The following is a 16,068-nucleotide window of genomic DNA, read 5'->3' on the forward strand; positions in this document are numbered from 1 at the left end:
TTTCGATAGATTTGCATCGTTGATCGATTAAGGGGTCGGGTATGGGACGAGTAGCTGTGCTCGCGTTGCGGGTCGTGCTGGCGATCGCGCTGGCAGGGTCGCTGGTGGTGCAGGGCCTGATGGTGCCGCTGTTGTGGATGGATCTCGACGACGCGCCGGCCGCGGTCCGGATCCCCGTGGTGGTGATCGTGGTGCTCGGCATCGTCACGCTGCAGGTGACCGCGGTGTGCATCTGGCGGCTGCTCACGATGGTTCGCCGGGGCACCGTGTTCTCGCACGGTGCCTTCCGGTACGTCGACATCGTGATCGGCGCGATCGCCGCGGCGTCGCTGCTCACCTTCGGGATGGCCGTCGCGCTGGCGCCGGGGGAGGCGGTCGCCCCCGGCATCGTCGGCCTGGTGTGCGGACTGTCGGTGGTCGTGGCCGGCGTGGCGCTGGTGGTCTACGTCCTGCGGATGCTGCTCGCCCAGGCCGTCGCCACCGACCACGAGGCGCAGCAACTCCGGGCCGAGCTCGACGAGGTCATCTGATGCCGATCGTCGTCGACGTCGACGTCATGCTCGCCAAGCGCAAGATGGCCGTCGGCACCCTCGCCGACCGCGTCGGCATCACCCCCGCCAACCTCGCCGTCCTCAAGAACGGCCGCGCGAAAGCAGTCCGCTTCAGCACCCTCGCCGCCCTCTGCGAGGCCCTCGACTGCCAACCCGGCGACCTCCTCCGCTGGATCCCGGAGGATACCGAGGCCACGTCCGACCGCAGCGCCTGAGCACCACGGCTGTACGCCGTCTGTCACCGCGTCGGCGGCTGTTGAGAATCGTGTAAGGCATCAGCTGCCATCGTCGTCGCAGGCGGGCTGGGGGATCGGCAACGGGGGCGATGGCCCAGTCGCGCGTAGTTCCGCGACTGGAGGAGTTGGGTCCTGTGCCACGTTCACGTCTCTCGGCGTCGAGGCGGCGCCTCAGGCGTCTTGCCGGGGTAGTCGCGCTGTGCTTGTTCACACCGTTGCTCTCCCCGAGTATCGGGGCCTCCGCGGCACCGCGGACAACGACGGCCGAGCCGGCGCCCGTCGCGGCGGCGGCGGACCTCGCCGGGGCCACGCGCGCCGCGCGCCGGCAGGGCACCAGGGTCGAGGTCACGGGACTGCGGTCGGAGGATCGCACCGTCTTCGCACAGCCGGACGGCTCGTCGATCGTGGAGCTGTCCGCGGGGCCGGTGCGGATCCGCCGCGGGAAGCAATGGGAGGGCATCGACACCGATCTCGTCCGCAGGTCCGACGGTACCGTCGCACCGAAGGCGGCCGCGGTGGACGTGGCGTTCTCGGCCGGCGGTGCCGTACCGATGGTGCGGTACGGCAAGAGCGGTGCCCGGATCACGCTGACCTGGCCCGGATCGCTGCCGGTACCGGAGCTGGACGGGCCGTCGGCGACCTATCGCGAGGTTCGGCCCGGTGTGGACCTGGTACTGCGGGCCGAGTCCACCGGCTACACCCAGCACCTCGTGGTGCACACCCGGCAGGCCGCCCGTCAGCTGACGCAGGTGAAGCTGGGGCTGCGGACCGAGGGCGTGCGGGTGACGGCGACGACGTCCGGCGGACTGGAGGCCCGGACGCCCGCCGGCGCGGTCGTCTTCACGGCGCCGCCCTCCGCGATGTGGGACTCCGGTACGCCGGCCCGCCGTTCGGTCGCCGCGGTGTCGGTGGGTACGTCGTCGCTCACGATCACCCCGGATCAGCGCCTGATGCGTGACCCGCGCGCCAAGCTGCCGATCGTGGTCGACCCGAACTGGGCGACGTACGGGAAGTCGTTCTGGACCTCGGTCTCGCAGGGCAAGCCGCACAGCGCCTTCCCGAACGCCAGTCCCGGCGGCGCCGACGTGGCGCAGGTCGGCGTGTGTGCCTTCGCGGGCTGCAACGACATCGGGGTGATGCGCTCGTACTTCCAGTTCGACACCCACGCGGGCGGCATCCTGGTCGGGAAGCGGATCATGGGTGTCTGGCTGGACTCGGCCGTGGTCCACAGTCCGAGCTGCACCACCCAGCGGCACGTGTTGCTCGGCACCAGCCAGATCGGGCCCGGCACCACCTGGGCGAACGCGCCGGGCGGCTGGCAGATCAGTGAGTCGAACGCACCCGGATCCTACGACCGCGGCGGCTGCGGCGGCTGGAAGCCGTTCTCGTTCGTGCTGCCGACCAACCACGTGAACCCGTCGAGTACGTCGACGTACATCATCCGGGCCGGCAACGAGGGGGACGCGGCCAGTTGGCGTAAGTACGACCCGCACGCGACGAAGCTGCGCATCCGGTTCAACGCGGCACCGAACGCGCCGGGCAGCGTGCGCACTGACCCGGCCCTCCCGGCGCCGTGCAAGTGGTGCGCCGGCATGCGGTACTTCGGCGGCGACTCGATCCGGCTGATCGCCGGCCTGTCCGACCCGGACGGCAACGCGGTCCTGCCGCAGTGGGACATCCACACCAACGGAGCGGTGACTACCAGGTACGGCGCCCTGCAGGCGAACGGGTCCTTCCACGACACCACCGTCGCGCTTGCCGACGGCAACAAGATGGACTGGTACGTGCGCGGCTGGGACGTCGACGAGAACACCGGGCAGCGCCTCGACTTCAGCCCGTGGACGCACGGACCCGGCCCGTTCGTGGTCGACCGCACGCCCCCGTCGTCGGGACCGAAGGTGACCGGAATTCTCTACCAGGACGACAACCGCTGGCACGGGGGAGTGGGCGTGCCGGGCACGTTCGTGCTCGAGCGCACGAAGGTCACCGGCAGCGATCCGGGCACCGCGGACGTCGATCACTACCTGTGGGGCACCACCTTCCCACCGACCAACCCGGCGCCGGCCGACGCGCTCGGCGGCAAGGCGACCATCAGTGTCACGCCCGCTTCCGACCAGCCGCAGGAGCTGTTCGTGCAGAGCGTCGACCGGGCCGGCAACAAGAGCCCGGCCACGACGTACCGCTACTACGTCCGTCCCGGCAGCGGTCCGCTGGCGCAATGGTCCTTCGAGGGCAGCACCGAGGACACCGCCGCCCTCGGCGACCGGGACGGCACGTTGGGCGGCACAGCCCGCTACGCGCCCGGCGCGATCGGACTGGGGCTGCAACTCGACGGGGCGCAACACACGACGAACATGACCGCGCCGAACACCGTACGCACCGACGCCAGCTTCTCGGTGTCGGCCTGGGTGAAGCCGCAGCCGACCCGCTCCGTCCAGGTGATGGCGATCGCCGCCCAGGACGGTGCGCCGTACAACAGCGGCTTCTATCTGCAGTACCGCGGTGACACGAACAAGTGGGCGCTGCTCATGCTGAACAACGGCACCAGCATCAGTCCACCTGGCACTTACGCGTTCGCCACAGCACCGGCCCAGCTCGACAGGTGGTCGCACGTCACGGGGGTGTACGACCGAGCGGCCAACGTGATCAGGCTCTACGTGAACGGTGTCCGGGTCGCCGAGCAGGCACTGCCGTCCGGGTTCGCCCCGTGGCATGCGTCGGGTCCGCTGGCGGTCGGTCGGCAGAAGTGCGGTGCCGACCCGTGCGATCCGTGGTCCGGTGGCATCGACGAGGTGAAGGTCTACGACCGAGTGCTGACCGACGACGAAATCCGGGCCGCGGTCGGCCAGGACGACGTGCAGACGGCACACTGGGCGTTCGAGGAAGCCGCCGGCACCACGACGCGCAACCAGGTGGACGGCGGTGAGGCCGCCGTACTGCAGGAGGGTGCCGCGCTCGCCGGTGGCGCTGTCGGCAAGGGCGTGCAGCTCGACGGAGTGGACGACCAGGTGGCGACGAGCGGCCCGGTGATCCGCACCGACCAGAGCTTCTCGGTCGCGGCCTGGGTGAAGCTCGACCGGGCACCGCACACCGGCGGCTCGGCCATCGTGCTGGCCCAGGACGGAACCAACGTCAGCGGCTTCTTCCTCTCGTACCGCCAGCTGGAGGGCCGTGGCGTCTGGGAGTTCCTCCAGCCGTCGGCGGACGCCTTGTCGCGGCCTGCGGACGAGGTGGTCCACTCCACGGTGCCGGCCGAGGTCAACAAGCTGACCCACCTGGCCGCGGTGTACGACGGGTCCGCCCGGCAGATCAGGCTCTACGTCAACGGCGCACCCGCCGGTTCCGCACCGCGGGTCGCCGGCTTCGACGCCACCGGACCGCTGCGGATCGGGCGCGGCCGGTGGAACGGCATTCCCACCAACACCTGGCCCGGGATGATCGACGAGGTCCGGGCGTACAACCGGGAGATCTCGGTCGACGAGATCCGGGGCCTGGTCGCGGGCAGCGACGTGAGCGCGGCGACCTGGAAGCTGGACGGCACTCCCGTCGACACGTCCGTGAACCATCGCGACGGCACCGTGCACGGTGCAGCGACCTGGACGGCCGGCCAGACGTCGATGCCGAACCCGGCGGATCGCGCGATCCAGCTGAACGGCACCGATGCCTACGTCGACGCGCCGCACACGGTGGACGTCGATCGCAGCTTCTCGGTCAGCGCATGGCTTCGCCCGGACAAGCTGGGCGGCTGGTGGGTCCCGCTGTCGCAGGACGGTCAGGTGGTCAGCTCGTTCCATCTGCAACTCACGGACAAGGGGCACTGGACCTTCGCGATGTCCGGCGCCGACGCGAAGGACGCCGGGAACTCCGGTGCCCGGGCGATCGGGCCGCTGGCCCAGATCGGCGTCTGGCAACACGTGGTCGGGAGCTACGACGCGCAACGCAAGCAGCTCGCGATCCACGTGAACGGTGTCCTCGGCGGCACCGCGACCCATACACAGACCTGGGACTACCCGGCGGGCCGGTTCGTGATCGGCGGCAGCAAGTGGAACGGGGTGCGCAGCGCCTCCTTCCCGGGCACGGTCGACGACGTCCGCGCGTTCGACCGGGTGCTGTCCGCGAGCGAGATCGTCACGATGGCCGGGCGCGATCTCGGCCTGGCGCACCACTGGGCGCTGGACGAAACCGCCGGTACCAACGCGGCGGACTCCGTCGGCGCCCGGGCCGGCACGCTCAGCGGACCCGGCCGGATCACCGGCCGGGTGGGTAACGCCCTGGGCTTCGACGGCCAGGACGACACCGCGTCGACAACCGGGGTCGACATCGACGCCACGAAGAGTTTCACGGTGTCCGCCTGGGTCCGGTTGCGCAAGGTGTGTGATCGGGGCACGGAGTTCTCCTGCCGGCTCACGGCGGTCAGCCTCGACGGCGGGCAGACGAGCAAGTTCCGGCTCGGTCACTTTGCCGACGACGACAGCCATCGCTTCGGGGCCTGGGTCTTCGAGATGCCCGAAGCCGACGGCACGGTGACGAAGGCGTCGGTGTCCGCGCTGGAGTCCGACCTCGGCAAATGGGTGCAACTCGTCGGCGTGTACGACGCACCGGCGAAACAGCTGTGGTTGTACGTCGACGCCGACCGCCAGGGCGACGGCGTACTCGACACACCGTGGGCCACGTCCGGCGGGCTGCACCTCGGCCGCGGCCTGACCGGCGGCGCGCCGGCGGAGTTCTGGCCGGGCGACGTCGACGACGTCCGGCTGTACGCGGGCCGGCTGGACAAGGCCCGGATCGAGAACCTGTTCGCCTCCTACCCGGCGTCCGCCGGCTGATCGCAGGGACGACCATGCGCATCCGCAGACACATCACCGTTGCCGCAGCCGTGTGCTCACTGGTGCTCGGGGCCGGGCTCGCCGCTCCGGCCCAGGTGGGAGCAGCCGCGGCAGCCGGGCCGACGGTGCCGTTGCCCGAGGTCAAGTCGGTACCGGTGACCGCACAGACCGTCGAAGCCCGCGGAGCCGACGACGCGACGCGCGCGGAGCTGCACGGCGACCAGGGGCCTACCGCTCCGGCCACCGAGGGGTCCGGGAATCCCGGTGCGACTCCGCTGGCCCCCTCCGCGACCTGGGACGTCTCGGCCCGGACCGGCGACTTCACCTGGAGCTATCCGCTGCGGGTGCCGCCGGCGCCCGGCGGGCTGGAGCCGGACCTGGCGCTGTCGTACTCGTCGGCCAGTATCGACGGCCGGACCAGCGCGACGAACAACCAGCCGAGCTGGGCCGGTGACGGCTGGGACCTGAACCTGGGCTTCGTCGAGCGGACGTACGGCGGCTGCTCCGACGACAAGGAAGGCAGCACCGCCGGGCAGCAGGTCGGTGACCTGTGTTGGCGCAGCGACAACGCCACCGCGTCGTACGCCGGAGGGGGCGGGATGCTGATCCCCGGCGCCAACGGCTGGCGCGCCAAGCGTGACGACGGTTCGCGGATCGAGCGGCTGACCGGGTCCGGCAACGGCGACGACAACGGCGAGTACTGGAAGATCACCGCCGTCGACGGAACGCAGTACTTCTTCGGTTCCCGGCCGGACGCGAAGTCCACCTGGACCGTCCCGGTGTTCGGCGACGACGAGAGCGAGCCGTGCCATCGGGCGACGTTCGACGCGTCGTGGTGCCCGCAGGCGTGGCGCTGGAACCTGGACAAGATCGTCGACAGCCACGGCAACACCATCCTGCTGCAGTACCGGACCGAGACGAACTCGTACGGCCGGAACCTGAAGGACGCGGCCGTCCAGTACGTTCGCGGCGGCTGGCTCGATCGCGTCGACTACGGCCTGCACACCGGACTGACCGGCCAGCCGTCCGGACGGGTCGTCTTCGGCACCGCCGAGCGCTGCGTGCCGGGCAGCACCGTCTGCACGCTGGACCGGAAGGACAACTTTCCCGACGTACCGCTGGACGCGCGCTGCGAGGCGGCCACCTGCCCCGGCCAGTACGCGCCGACCTTCTGGACCACCAAACGGCTCGCGTCGGTGACCACACAGGTGCTGCGCGGATCGACGTACAGCGATGTCGACCACTGGACGCTCGACCATCAGTTCCCACAACCCGGTGACGGCGAGCGAGCCGCGCTCTGGCTGAAGTCGATCACGCACACCGGACTGGCCGGTGGGTCGGTCACGCTGCCGCCCGTGACGTTCGAGGGCGCTGTGCTCGCCAACCGGGTCCACCAGGCCGACCAGCTGTCACCGGTCCTGCGCTACCGGGTCACCGGCATCGTGTCCGAGTCGGGCGGGGTCACGTCGATCAGCTACGCACCCCCGGACTGTCTCGCCGCGCCCACCAACCCCGAGTCGAACACCAAGCGCTGCTTCCCGGTGCGGTGGAAGAAGACGAAGGACTACGCCGAGCGCACCGACTACTTCAACAAGTACGTCGTGGCCTCGGTCGTGCAATCCGACCGGATCAGCGCCAATCCGCAACAGGTGACCAGCTACGAGTACCTCGACGGCGCCGCCTGGCACTACGACCAGTCCGAGTTCACACCGCCGGACAAGAAGACCTGGAACGACTTCCGCGGCTACGCCAAGGTCCGGATCCGCAAGGGCGTGCCGGACGATCCGGCCGGGCCGGTGACGATGACCGAGCGGCGCTTCTTCCGCGGGATGAACGGCGACCGGGCCACGCCGAGCGGCGGCAGCAAGTCCGCCGCCGTGGTGGACTCGGAGAACGGCAGCCATCCGGACCACGACTGGCTGCAGGGCTTCGAACTCGAGAGCAGCACGTACCTCGGCGTGTCCGGCGCGGCAGTGCGCAAGTCGATCAGCCAGCCGGTGTGGCAGGGCCCGACCGCCACGCGCGGCGAGCATCACGCCTACCTCGTCGGCAGTGGAACGGTGCGCGAGCTGGTCGCGCTGGACGGCGGCCGGGGTTGGCGAACCACGAAGACCGTGACGGCGTACGACGACAGGGGAGTGCCCACGAAGGTCGACGACCTGGGCGACACCGCCGATCCGGGCGACGACACCTGTACGCGGACGACGTACGTGCGCAACACGACCGCCTGGCTGCTGGACCTGCCGTCGCGGGTCGAGAAGGTGGCGGCGAACTGCGGAACCGCACCGGCGTTCCCGGCGGACGCGATCTCCGACGTCCGCACGTCGTACGACGGGCAGAGCGCGGGCGCACCGCCGGTACACGGCGCGGTGACGCGGGTGGAGGAAGCGGCCGCGCGGCCCGCGGCCGGACCGGAGTACACGACCACCCGGACCGCGCGGTACGACGTCCACGGCCGCGTCGTCGAGAGCCGCGACGCACTCGGCAAACTCACCGCCACGGCCTACACACCGGCAACCGGCGGGCCGCTGACGCAGGAGGAGCGGACGAACCCGCTCGGCCACACCACGGTCGCCGCTCTCGATCCGGCGTACGGAAGCCAGGTGAGCGTCACCGACGCGAACGGACGCAAGACGGAGACGGCCTACGACGCGCTTGGCCGCGTCACTGCGGTCTGGTTGCCGAACCGGCCCCGTGGCGGCAGCCAACCGCTGTCGGCGAACGTCAAGTACACATACCAGGTCCGCAACGACGCACCGACCGTCGTGACGACGAGCAAGCTCGGCCCGAACGGGCGGTACTCCGCAGTGAACTCGCTGTACGACGGCCTGCTGCGCGCTCGCCAGGTGCAGCAGCCCGCGGTCGGCGGCGGTCGCCTGCTGACCGACACCCGGTACGACTCCCAGGGGCGGGTGTGGAAGTCGTCCCAGCCGTTCTTCAACACCGGTGCCGTTGACAACGAACTGTGGATCGCCGACGACAACGAGGCTCCCGGCCTGACGACTGTGCAGTACGACGGCGCCGGCCGTGCGGTCGAGTCGATCTTCACCGGCGGCGTGGCAGAGAAGTTCCGGACGAGCACGCGGTACGGCGGGGACCGGGTGCATGTCGATCCACCGGACGGCAGCCCCGCGACCACGACGATCAGCGACGCTCGCGGCCGGCCGGTCGAGCACTGGCAGTACCACGGCGGCAGCGTGGCGGGGACGTACGACATCACGAAGTACACGCACACCCCGGCCGGTCAGCTCGCCGGACTGACCGATCCGGCCGGCAACAGGTGGGAGTACGGCTACGACCTGCTGGGCCGGCAGGTCAGGTCGAAGGATCCGGACCGAGGACTCAGCACCGCGACGTACGACGACGCGGGCCGGATGGTCAGCACTACGGATGCGCGTGAGCAGACCATCGCGTACGCCTACGACGACCTCGGCCGCAAGACGGCGGAGCACTCCGGCTCGCTGGAGGGGCCGAAGTTGGCGGCCTGGACGTACGACACGCTGCCGAACGGCACGGTGGCCAACGGCATGCCCGCGACCTCGACCCGCTTCGACGCGGCAGGGAAGGCATACACGAGCAGCGTCAACGCGTACACCGCTCTGTACCAGCTGCACCGCGGCACGTTGACCGTCCCCGACGGCGAGGGCGGCCTGACCAGGAGCTACGTGTCGACGATGACCTACAACCCCGACGGCAGCCTCGCCAGCCAGACGTACCCCGCGGCCGGCGACCTGCCTCAGGAGTCGGTGTTCCACACGTACGACGACACGGGCCGGCCGCTGCGCACGTACGGCAGCGGGTCCGGCACCACGACCGAGTACGTCCTCAACACCGAGTACACGCGGTACGGCGAACAGCAGCGCCTGCACCTGGGTGAGGGCGACAAGCGGGCGTGGTTGTCGACGTACTACGACGACAACACCCGCCTGGTCAATCGCACTGTCGTGGACGCCGAGCTGCCGCGACCGATGCAGTCCGACACGGGGTACGTGCGCAACGCATCCGGCGGCATCACCTCGATCGCCGAGACCACGGCTGACGGGCTTGCTGACGTCCAGTGCTTCCAGTACGACCACGTGCAACGGCTGACGGAGGCGTGGACCGCAGGTGCCGGGTGCGGTGCCGCACCGACGGTCGATGCGATTTCAGGCCCAGCGCCGTACTGGCACAGCTACCGCTACGACCAGGCCGGGAACCGACGGAGCGAGATCCAGCACACCGCCATCGGCGATACCACTCGTAGCTACAGCTACCCGGCCACTGGTCAGCCGCAACCACATGGGGTCAGCTCTGTTACCAGCAGCGGACCTGCCGGCAACAGCACCACCAGCTACGGCTACGACGCAGCCGGCAACACAGTCACGCGCGGCGCACAGACGCTGAGCTGGAATGCCCAGGGCCGCCTAGACACGGTCACGGAGGCCGGAGCCACCACATCGTCGTTGTACGCCGCCGATGGCACCCGACTGATCCGGCGGGACCCGAACGCCACGGTGCTGTACCTGGGCGACCAGGAGATCCGGCTGGACAAGGCCACCGGCAAGCTCACCGGAACCCGCTACTACGAGCACGGCGGGACGACCGTAGCGGTCCGGACGTCGACCGGACTTTCGTGGCTGGCAGGCGACCACCACGGCACCCACCGGCTCGCGATCGACGCCCAACTGCTGTCGTTCACGCGCCGACGCGAACTACCGTTCGGCGCACCCCGAGGCGAAGCTGCGACATTCCCAGGCGAGAAGGGCTTCGTAGGCGGCACCGTCGACGCCTCCACCGGCCTCACCCACCTAGGAGCCCGCACCTACGACCCAGCCACGGGACGCTTCCTGTCCGTAGACCCCCTGCTCGTCCCGCAGGACCCACAACAACTAGACGGCTACTCCTACGCCGGCAGCAGCCCGATCAACACCACCGACCCCACCGGCCTGGCCCGCTCCGCCGACGAACACATCGGCCACTACCGAGACGACAAATGGCAAGGCCAGAGCGCACCGGTGGTCAACAGCAAGGGCGGCAAACTCAACGGCCCGGCGAAACAACCGTCCTGCAACGAACAGGGCGATTGCCGCCGAGGTTCGCGCGGCTCGACCCCGCTCCGGGCACCGGCCTGCAACAAACACGGCGACTGCCAGAAGGGCGTCCGCGGCCCGGCGCCGGTCTGGGAGCGCCCGAAGCCTCCGGAATCGCAAAGCTGGTCGTTCGGGTTCTGCTTTGCGGGCAGCGTCCAGGCGTTCGTCGGCATCGCCCGGGAGAACTGCCTGATGATCGACAATCACGGAATCGGCGTCTCCTTGGGGGAGAAGAAGTTCATCGGCCCCGGGCTCGGCGTCGGCGGCACCTTCGGGCTGAAGCTCGCCACGACGGACGTCCCAGGGCTGGCGGGCCCGGAAACCTCCGTCGGCGGTGACATCAAGGTCGGTCCCGTCGGCGTCGCGGCTGAGGTAGGACGCAGCGACGGTCCCAATGGGGGCGGCGCCGGTGGGCCGTGGAGCTTCGGTGCGGGAGTTGGTCCCGCGGCCGGGATCGGCGGCCGGTTCAGAGGGCTGGAGAAGATCGACGCGGTGTCCGACAAGCTCGGCGGTTCTTCCGTAACCGGCGGCCGGGGCGAGTCGTCTTCGGAGTACCTGGTCAAGTTCAACAATCCGAACCCGTTCAGCGGCATCCCCGACACCATCGGGTACGGCTCGGCTGATGCGGGCATCGTCCCCGGTCTGTAGACCGGTGCAATCTCGCGTGGCTCCCGGATCGCCCGGGAGCCACGCGGTCAGGTGGCTGTTCGAGCCTCGGCCTTGGCGAGTACGGCTTCGACGTCGGTGGCGCGGGGGTCGGCAAGCTCGATCAGGACTGTGAGGGCGGTGCGTAGGACGCGGGCGGCCAGTGCGGGGTGGTCGGCTTCGAGGAGGACCTTGCCGAGGTCGATGAGGGCGCCTACTGCCCAGCGGCGGTTGTCGATGACGCGGAACAGGGTGACGGAGCGGCGCAAGGCCCGGACCGCGGCGGCGACCTTGCCGAGGGCGGCGTACGCCCGGCCGAGGTTCTGCTGGTTGTACGCGTCGGCGACCAGGTCCCCGGCGTCCAGGCGATCGGCCGCCAGGTGCGCCTCGACCGCTTCGGCGTACCGGCCGGTGGCCGCGAGCGCGACGCCGCGGTTGTCGAGGTTCACCACGACGCCGCGGGTGTAGCCGTTGCGTTCGCACAGTTCGATTGCCCGGGTGCTGTACTCCACGGCGATGTCCGGGCGCCCGAGCTGGGCGCAGACGATCGCGAGGTTGCCCAGCACCATCGCCTCGCCGCGGCTGTGCTGGACCGCCTCGAAACAGGAGAGCGCGTCGGTCAGGTATCGCTCGATGAGCGGCCAGTCCTCCTGGTCGAAGTGGAAGCAGCCGAGGGCGTTGAGCGCGAAACCACGGGCTGACGGTTCGGTCTCGGCGCGGGCGGCGTCGACCGCGAGCTCGAAGAACGTCAGCCCGTCGGACCACGGGATGCGGTTGTCGAGGAAGGTCGCCATCGCCAGCACGGTCCGCCACGCGTGACCCGCGCGCCCGTTGCCGGCCAGCCAGGCAGTGATCGCGCGCAGGCACTCGTACTCCCGCTCGAACCACGCGATCGCGTCCGCGACCGTCGGGAACTCCGGCGGCGCGGCCCGCGGACGGAACGGCTCCGCGAAGTCCCGCAGCCGGAGTGGCTGCAGGCGCTGGTCGGCGCTCAGCGCCGCGTGCAGGTACCAGTCGGCCAGCCGATCGACGGCCGCGTCCTGTACGTCGGCAGGCTCGTCGGCTGCCAGCCGCGTCGCGTAGAGCCGGATCAGGTCGTGCATCTCGTACCGATCAGGTTGTCGCTGGTCGACGAGATGGACACTGACGAGATGGTCGAGCGCTGTCCTGGCCTGCGCGGGCGGCTGACCGGCGAGAGCTGCTGCCGCGTGCAGACCGATGTCGTCGCCAGGGTGCAGACCGAGCAGCCGGAACATGGCGGCGGCCTGTGGGGCCAGCGCGCGGTAGGACCACGAGAGTGCTGCCGACAGGTCGGACTGCGGATCCCCGGCGTCGAAGTGGTCGAGCCTGGCCTGGGCGTCCCCGAGCGCGCTGACCACCTCGGCCAGCGTGCCGGCCCGCTGGGCCCGCTCGGCGACGATCGCCAGTGCCAGCGGCAGCCGGTCGCAGATCAGGACCAGGTCCCGGCTGGCGTCCGGTTCGGCGGCGATCCGGTCCCGGCCGATGGTGGCCGCGAGCAACTCGACGGCCTGGTCCGGCGTCATCGGGCGCAGGGTCAGCCGGCGCGCGCCGTCGCGGATCGCCAGGCTGCGGAGCTGGTTGCGGCTGGTGACAATCACCAGGCTGCCGGATCCGGGGAGCAGCGGCCGGACCTGGTCAGCGTCGCGGGCGTTGTCCAGCAGAAGCAGCACCTGCCGGCCGGCCAGCGAACTGCGCAACAACGCGGACCGCTCCTCGGTCCCGGCGGGGATCCGTTCGCTGGCGACGCCGAGGGCCCGCAGCAGCATGGCCGCCGCGTCGGCGGGACCGACCGGGTCGCCGGGACCGTAGCCGCGGAGGTTCAGGTAGAGCTGGGCATCGCCGAAGCTCGCCGCCTTCCGGTGGGCCCAGTGGACGGCGAGTGTGGTCTTCCCGGTGCCGGGCGCGCCGTCGATCGTGACGATCCGGGTCGCCTGGTCGGAGGCGAGGTCGCGGTCCATCGCGTTGAGGGCGTCCAGTTCGGTACTGCGGCCGACGAAGTTCCGGATGTCGTGCGGTAGCTGCCGGATCGGTTCGCGGCGGCGCGAGACGTCGCCGCGGAGCACCGCGCGATGCAGCTGACTGAGCTGTTCGCCCGGGTCGATGCCGAGCTCGTCGCGCAGTACCGCCCGGACTTGGTGGAACCGGTCGAGCGCCTCGGCGCGGCGGCCGGCGCGGTGCAGCGCGTCGATCAGCCGGAACCACAGCGCTTCCCGCGTCGGGTACCGCTGGGTCAGCTCGGACAGTTCGGGGATCAAGGTCCCGGGCGGGCCGGCCGCGAGTTCGAGATCGATCCGGCGCTCGGTCGCCGCGAACCACTCCTCGGTGAGCTGCGGTACGACGTCGCGGTCGAGCCAGGTCGACGGCAGGTCGCCGAACGGCCGGCCACGCCATAGTGCGAGCGCCTCCCGGAGCAGGCTCAGCTCCTCGGACGGCGATGCGGCGTCGGCGGCCTTGGTCTGTAGCGCGCGGAACTGGTGCAGGTCGACGTACTGCTCGTCTGCCCGCAGCAGGTAGCCGGCCGGGCTGGTTTCGATCCTGTTGGGGCCCAGCGCCCGGCGCAGCCGCGACACGTACGTGTGCAGTGTGCCGTGCGGCCGCGCCGGCCTGCGTTCGGTCCAGAGTTGGTCGACGAGCGTGTCGATCCCAACTGGTTGATTGGGGGTGAGCAGCAGCGACGCGAGCACGATCCGGGCCTGACCGGGCGGCAGCGGTACGTCGTCCGTGCCGGCGCGCACGTACCACGGCCCGAGGACACGCCAGGTCAGCTCGCCGTCGTGCCGTTCCCCGTCAGACCGCATGTCCAGTCACCCGGCCAAGCTTATGCTTTCCGCCGGGCCAATTGGCCTGGACCGCTTAGCCGGCGGACGAGGAGAGGACGGGTGCGGTCCAGGGGAAGCCGTCCGGGTCGGTGAAGGCGCCGTGGTTGCTGGTGACGGCGAGGCGGTGGGAGCCGGTGCCGTCCGGGCTGACGCCGGCGTCCTTGGCGAGGGCCTTGCGGCTGTAGAGGGCGAACTTGACGGATCCGGGGGCCGCCTCGAACTCGACGTACTTGCGGCCGAAGCTGCGGGAGACCTTCAGACCGTGGTCCACGTAGAACTGCTTGCTGGCGGCAACGTCGTCGGCGCCGATCAGGAGGATGAGGTCGTCGATCTGCCCGGTGTCGGGGCCGGTGTTGCGCTTCGCGGAGGTCGCGACCTTCCAGATCGTGCCGTCGGGGGCTTCGACGACGCCGCCGTACCCCCAGAGCGACTTGGCGGCGGGCTTGAGGACGGTGGCGCCGGCGGCGAGCGCGGAGCCGATCAGGCTGTCCACGGTGGCCGGCTGCGAGACGACCAGGGAGATGTGGAAGGCCCGGAAGCCGGTGGTGGGGGAGTCGGACTGGCGCAGCGCCAGCCGGGAGCCGAGCCCGAAGGCGGCGGCGTAGAACTTCTCGGCGGTGGCGAGGTCGGTGACCTCGAGGGTGAGAGTGTCGATTGTCGTCATGACCATCACGCTAGGCGCGGCCGACGGCCGGTGCTTCTCGATTCCTGATCGATCCCCGCGACCCTCTCGGCGGCTGATGCGGCTCAGTGGCAGAGGGCGGTGTCCAAGGTGGCGGCGACGCGTTTTGCGTCCTCGAGGGTGGTCGGCATCGAGGTGACCGCGAGCGCGGCCTCGCGGCCGTCGGTGGTGACGCCGTTGCGGGTCTCGAAGCCGAAGATGTCGCCGCCGTGACCCCACGCGAAACCGCCGCAGGACAGCGGAACGGTCGCGATCCCCAGCCCGTACCGCCCGCCCTCGGTGACATCGAGACCCGGCGCGGCGACGGTCGTGAGCATCGCCTTCAGCTGCGCCGGCTCCAGCAGCTTGCCGTCGAGCAGCGCGGTGAAGAAGCGGTTCAGGTCGGCGGGCGTGGAGATCAGCTGGCCGGCGGCCCACCCGAGCGACGGCCCCACCACCGTGACGTCGACGTTCTGGCCGTTCGGGGTGGTCTTGTAGTAGCCGCGCGGATGTGGACCGGCGATCGTCTGGTCCCCGACGCCCGGCCAGTAGGTGTCGCGCAGCCCGATCCGGTCGATGACCCGCCGCGTGATCTCCTCGGCGACCGGCCGCCCGGTGATCTTCTGCACGAGCAGCCCAGCGAGGATGTAATTGGTGTTGCTGTACTCCCAGCCGGCGCCCGGCGCGAACAACGCCTTCTTCCGCAACGCCACGTCGACCATCTCGCGCGGCTCCCAGTAGGTGTGCTGCATCTTCAGGTACCCGTCGGCGAGCGCTTCGTCGTAGTCCGGGATGCCGCTCGTGTGCTGCAGGAGCTGCCGGACGGTGATCTTCCGCCCGTCGATGCCGGCGCCGCGCACCAGACCCGGCAGGTACTTCTCGACCGGGCTGTCCAGACCGACCTTCCCCTCGCCGACGAGCTGCAGTACGACGGTCGCGGTGAACGGCTTGGTGTTACTGCCGACCCGCACCCGGCTGTCCCGCCGTACCGGCTCGCGCGTCGTCAGGTCGGCCACGCCCGCGGTGTAGGTCCGGGCACGCCCACCCCGCTCCCTGACGGTGGCGAGCACGCCGGGGAAACTGTTGCCGGTAGCAAGCTTGTCGAGACTCTGCTGTACGACGTCGTGACGGCTGGCGTCGGCAGCTTCAGCCGCTGACGATGGCTGCGTGACAACCGCCGTACCGGCAAGAGCGGCGGCGGTCACGACGCCGAGGATGACTCGCTGGAACATGGGGATCT

General features: G+C 70.4%; 7 protein-coding genes. 4 read left to right on the forward strand and 3 right to left on the reverse strand.

Annotated features, from left to right (window positions below; genetic code table 11):
- Positions 1–41 precede the first annotated feature (41 nt).
- The 4 genes from ABN611_RS27355 (at position 42) to ABN611_RS27370 (ending at position 11,330) form a co-directional block, all read left to right on the forward strand.
- Entirely contained in the window at positions 42–530 is a 489-nt protein-coding gene (locus ABN611_RS27355) for a DUF2975 domain-containing protein (protein WP_350275109.1), read from the forward strand.
- Positions 530–766 carry a helix-turn-helix transcriptional regulator gene (locus ABN611_RS27360; RefSeq protein WP_350275110.1) on the forward strand — a complete coding sequence of 79 codons (237 nt, stop codon included), beginning with the start codon at positions 530–532 and terminating at the stop codon, positions 764–766. Before ABN611_RS27355 ends, ABN611_RS27360 begins: the two co-directional genes overlap by 1 nt.
- A 224-nt stretch (positions 767–990) precedes the next feature.
- Positions 991–5,613 (forward strand): LamG domain-containing protein, encoded by a 4,623-nt coding sequence (locus ABN611_RS27365; RefSeq protein WP_350275111.1) that lies wholly within the window; start codon positions 991–993, stop codon positions 5,611–5,613.
- A gap of 14 nt (positions 5,614–5,627) precedes the next feature.
- Positions 5,628–11,330, forward strand: a complete 5,703-nt coding sequence (locus tag ABN611_RS27370) for an RHS repeat-associated core domain-containing protein (protein WP_350275112.1) — start codon at positions 5,628–5,630, stop codon at positions 11,328–11,330.
- Positions 11,331–11,377: 47 nt separating this feature from the next.
- Here the strand turns inward: ABN611_RS27370 and ABN611_RS27375 are convergent, their stop codons facing one another.
- From ABN611_RS27375 to ABN611_RS27385, 3 genes are all read right to left on the reverse strand, one after another.
- Positions 11,378–14,146 (reverse strand): BTAD domain-containing putative transcriptional regulator, encoded by a 2,769-nt coding sequence (locus ABN611_RS27375; RefSeq protein WP_350275113.1) that lies wholly within the window; start codon positions 14,144–14,146, stop codon positions 11,378–11,380.
- A 55-nt stretch (positions 14,147–14,201) separates the two neighbouring features.
- The gene (locus ABN611_RS27380; protein ID WP_350275114.1) at positions 14,202–14,831 is read right to left on the reverse strand and encodes a glyoxalase; all 630 of its coding nucleotides are present in this window, start codon (positions 14,829–14,831) and stop codon (positions 14,202–14,204) included.
- An 83-nt stretch (positions 14,832–14,914) separates the two neighbouring features.
- Entirely contained in the window at positions 14,915–16,060 is a 1,146-nt protein-coding gene (locus tag ABN611_RS27385) for a serine hydrolase domain-containing protein (protein ID WP_350275115.1), read from the reverse strand.
- Positions 16,061–16,068: the final 8 nt, after the last annotated feature.

This window comes from Kribbella sp. HUAS MG21 (assembly GCF_040254265.1).
In the GTDB taxonomy this organism is placed as follows: Bacteria; Actinomycetota; Actinomycetes; order Propionibacteriales; family Kribbellaceae; genus Kribbella.

What these genes read in the sequence shown, in the direction of transcription:
- ABN611_RS27355 (WP_350275109.1), top strand. Translation starts at nt 42, where the DNA reads ATGGGACGAGTAGCTGTGCTCGCGTTGCGGGTCGTGCTGGCGATCGCG.
- ABN611_RS27360 (WP_350275110.1), top strand. Translation starts at nt 530, where the DNA reads ATGCCGATCGTCGTCGACGTCGACGTCATGCTCGCCAAGCGCAAGATG.
- ABN611_RS27370 (WP_350275112.1), top strand. Translation starts at nt 5,628, where the DNA reads ATGCGCATCCGCAGACACATCACCGTTGCCGCAGCCGTGTGCTCACTG.
- ABN611_RS27375 (WP_350275113.1), bottom strand. Translation starts at nt 14,146, where the DNA reads ATGCGGTCTGACGGGGAACGGCACGACGGCGAGCTGACCTGGCGTGTC.
- ABN611_RS27380 (WP_350275114.1), bottom strand. Translation starts at nt 14,831, where the DNA reads ATGACGACAATCGACACTCTCACCCTCGAGGTCACCGACCTCGCCACC.
- ABN611_RS27385 (WP_350275115.1), bottom strand. Translation starts at nt 16,060, where the DNA reads ATGTTCCAGCGAGTCATCCTCGGCGTCGTGACCGCCGCCGCTCTTGCC.